This is a genomic window from Nonomuraea aridisoli (assembly GCF_003236395.1).
GTDB lineage: Bacteria > Actinomycetota > Actinomycetes > Streptosporangiales > Streptosporangiaceae > Nonomuraea > Nonomuraea aridisoli.
This window is the reverse complement of sequence record NZ_POUD01000505.1, coordinates 1-2,514: the sequence shown is the minus strand read 5'-3', so window position 1 is coordinate 2,514 and position 2,514 is coordinate 1. Positions and strand designations below refer to the sequence as shown.

The 2,514-nt window shown below is 74.1% G+C and carries 4 protein-coding genes; 2 read left to right on the top strand and 2 right to left on the bottom strand.

All coding sequences use genetic code 11. The features are described 5' to 3' along the window. A partial coding sequence (locus tag C1J01_RS50810; RefSeq protein WP_181449367.1) for a hypothetical protein occupies window positions 1–470 on the top strand: 470 nt, incomplete at its 5' end. A gap of 9 nt (window positions 471–479) precedes the next feature. On the opposite strand, the gene C1J01_RS47495 is transcribed toward C1J01_RS50810, so the two are convergent. Beyond that, window positions 480–1,073 carry a TetR/AcrR family transcriptional regulator gene (locus C1J01_RS47495; RefSeq protein WP_111185673.1) on the bottom strand — a complete coding sequence of 198 codons (594 nt, stop codon included), beginning with the start codon at window positions 1,071–1,073 and terminating at the stop codon, window positions 480–482. Between the two features lie 61 nt (window positions 1,074–1,134). Here C1J01_RS47495 and C1J01_RS47490 point away from each other — a divergent pair, with 61 nt between their 5' ends. Then, on the top strand, window positions 1,135–2,007 hold the full coding sequence (locus C1J01_RS47490; protein WP_111185671.1) for an SDR family NAD(P)-dependent oxidoreductase: 873 nt from the start codon (window positions 1,135–1,137) through the stop codon (window positions 2,005–2,007). Window positions 2,008–2,018: 11 nt separating this feature from the next. Here the strand turns inward: C1J01_RS47490 and C1J01_RS50805 are convergent. Further along, window positions 2,019–2,514: hypothetical protein (locus C1J01_RS50805; RefSeq protein WP_220040480.1), on the bottom strand; the 496-nt coding region annotated here is incomplete at its 5' end.

Here is a 2,514-nt window from a genome sequence, read left to right as displayed (position 1 = left end):
ATACCGTACGGGTCCGGCCCCCGGCGACGAGCTCCGCCCCGTCCACCTCCGCCACCCCGTCGCCGCGCGTGTCGCGGGCCGCCCTGACCGTCGAGCAGGCGGCCCGCCGCTACCTGGCCGTCGTGCGGCCGTACAACGTCGCACTCGAACGCCTGGAGCAGGCGATCAACGGCGGCCGGCCGGTCACCGAGCTGCGCCGCCGGGCGGCGCAGGTCGCCACCGCGAACCGGACGCACATCCGGCGGCTGACCGGCACCCTCTGGCCCACGGCGGTGCGCGGGCCGATGCGCGGGCTCACCGCCGCATCCGGCCGGGCGCAACGCCACTGGCTCCTGGCCGCCCGCGCCCGGACCCGCGACGCGCTCGTCCAGCAGGTGCTGAACGCCGTCCGCCACGACGGCAAGGCTCCGGCGTCGAAGATCCGCACCCTCCTGCGCCTGGAGCGCTACGACGAGAACGACTACTCCTGAACCCGGCCGTCACGGGCGCCGCCGCAGGGCCGCCGCGGCGGCGCGCCTGACCAGTTCGGGGAGCGGCTCGTCCAGGGGGCTCTCGCGCAGCGCCCGCCCGGCCACGGCGAGGATGGCCCCGATCACCGCGCCGGTGAGGACGTCTGCGTCGACGCGGTCCAGCTCGCCGCCGAAGCCCTCGGCCAGGTCCGCGCTCCAGCGAGCCTGCAACTCGGCGACCTCCAGCAGGGCGCGGGCACGCAGCGCGGGCACTGAGACGATCAGCCGGGCGCGCATCAGGACGAGGTCGTCGGCGGGATCCATGCTCCACCACGGCGAGCTCAGGGCCAGGTCGCATGCCCTGAGCACCACCTCGGACGGCGACTCGCCCGCCCGGCGTTCCTCCAGGGCGCGCGCCATGACCTCACCGGCGATCAGGCGGTCGGCGAAGACCACCTCCTCCTTGCTCCGGAAGTAGTTGAAGAACGTCGCCGGCGAGACCTCGGCCGCGGCGGCGATCTCCGCGACCGTGGCCGATTCGTATCCCCGTTCGGCGAACATCCGCAGCGCGGTCTCCACCAGCGCCCGCTGGGTGCGCTGCTTCCTCTGCTCCCGTAGTCCCATGCCCAGGATCTTATCTTAGAGAAGCTCTAAACTTGGACACTCTCTAAGTTAGAGTAGGCGCATGATGCATCTCGACGGCACGACCTCGTTCATCACCGGCGCCGCGCACGGGATCGGGCTCGGCATCGCGCGGAGCCTGGCGCGCCAGGGCAGCAGGCTCGCCCTGGCCGATCTCGACCGGCCCGCGCTCGGCGCCGCCGCGGCCGAACTGGCCGAGCTCACCCAGGTCGAGGCGTTCGAGCTCGACGTACGCGACCGCGACGCCTACGCCCGCGTCGCCGACGAGGCCGAGGCTCGGCTGGGCCCCGTCTCGGTGTTGTGCAACAACGCCGGCATCGCCTTCTCCGAGGTCCTGGACGACACGACCTACCGGCTGTGGGATCTTGTCCTCGGGATCAACCTTGGCGGCGTCGTCAACGGCGTTCAGACGTTCCTGCCCCGCATGCTCGACCGCGGCGCGCCCGCGCACATCGTCAACACCGCCTCGGCGGCCGGGCTCATCGGCGCCGGGGTCGGCTGTATGTACACCACCTCGAAATTCGCCGTCGTGGGCCTGTCGGAGTCGCTACGGCACCAACTCGGCACGGCGGGCCACCCCGTCGGCGTCACCGTCCTGTGTCCGGGCGGCGTCAGCACGAACCTCGCCCGCACCGCCCGGAGCCTGGTCGGGGCGGAGCCGGGAGTCGGGGCACGCGTCGAGCGCACCGCCCCGCAGATCGAGGCGATGCTGCAGCGGCACGGCGCCGACCCCGGCGCCGTCGGCGACCAGGTCGTCGACGCCATCAGGAACGACCGGCTCTACGTCCTGACCGACCGCGCCGGCATCGACCTCGTCACGCGGCGCACAGACGCCATCCTCGCGGCCATGCCCGCGGACGGCCGTACCGACGCCGGCCTCGACGATCTGCGCCGCGCCGCCCGCGAGGTGCCGTAGAGCCGTAGGGCTCAGACGGAGATGACCAGGGCTTCGGCGCGGTGGGCGGGGAAGGCCCAGACGTGTTTGCCCGCCGCGACCAGGAGGGCGAGCGGGGCGTTCCCGCCCAGCGGGATGCCGCGCAGGGCGCCGGTGGCCGGGGTGAGGGCGAACAGGGCATGGCCGCCGCCGCCCACCAGCACGCCGTTCGCGCACACCAGGAACGGCACCGGCCCCTCCGAGGTCGCGACGAAGCGCCGCGGCTCGCCCGACCAGGCGGAGACGCGCTGCAGGCCGCCGTCCACGCTGACCCACACCGAGCCCGCGCACACGGTCATCGCCCCGCGCTCCCGCGTCCCGAGGTCCACCTCCTTCGGGCCGCCGCGCAGGGCGGTGTCGCGTCGCGAGGTCCACCACAGCCGTTCCCCCTCGACGGCGCACAGGTCCACCTCGGGCAGCCGCACCGGCCTGCCCAGGCGGCCCGGGCCGGTCAGCCGGCGGGCCAGCCCGTCGCCCACCGCCCAGATC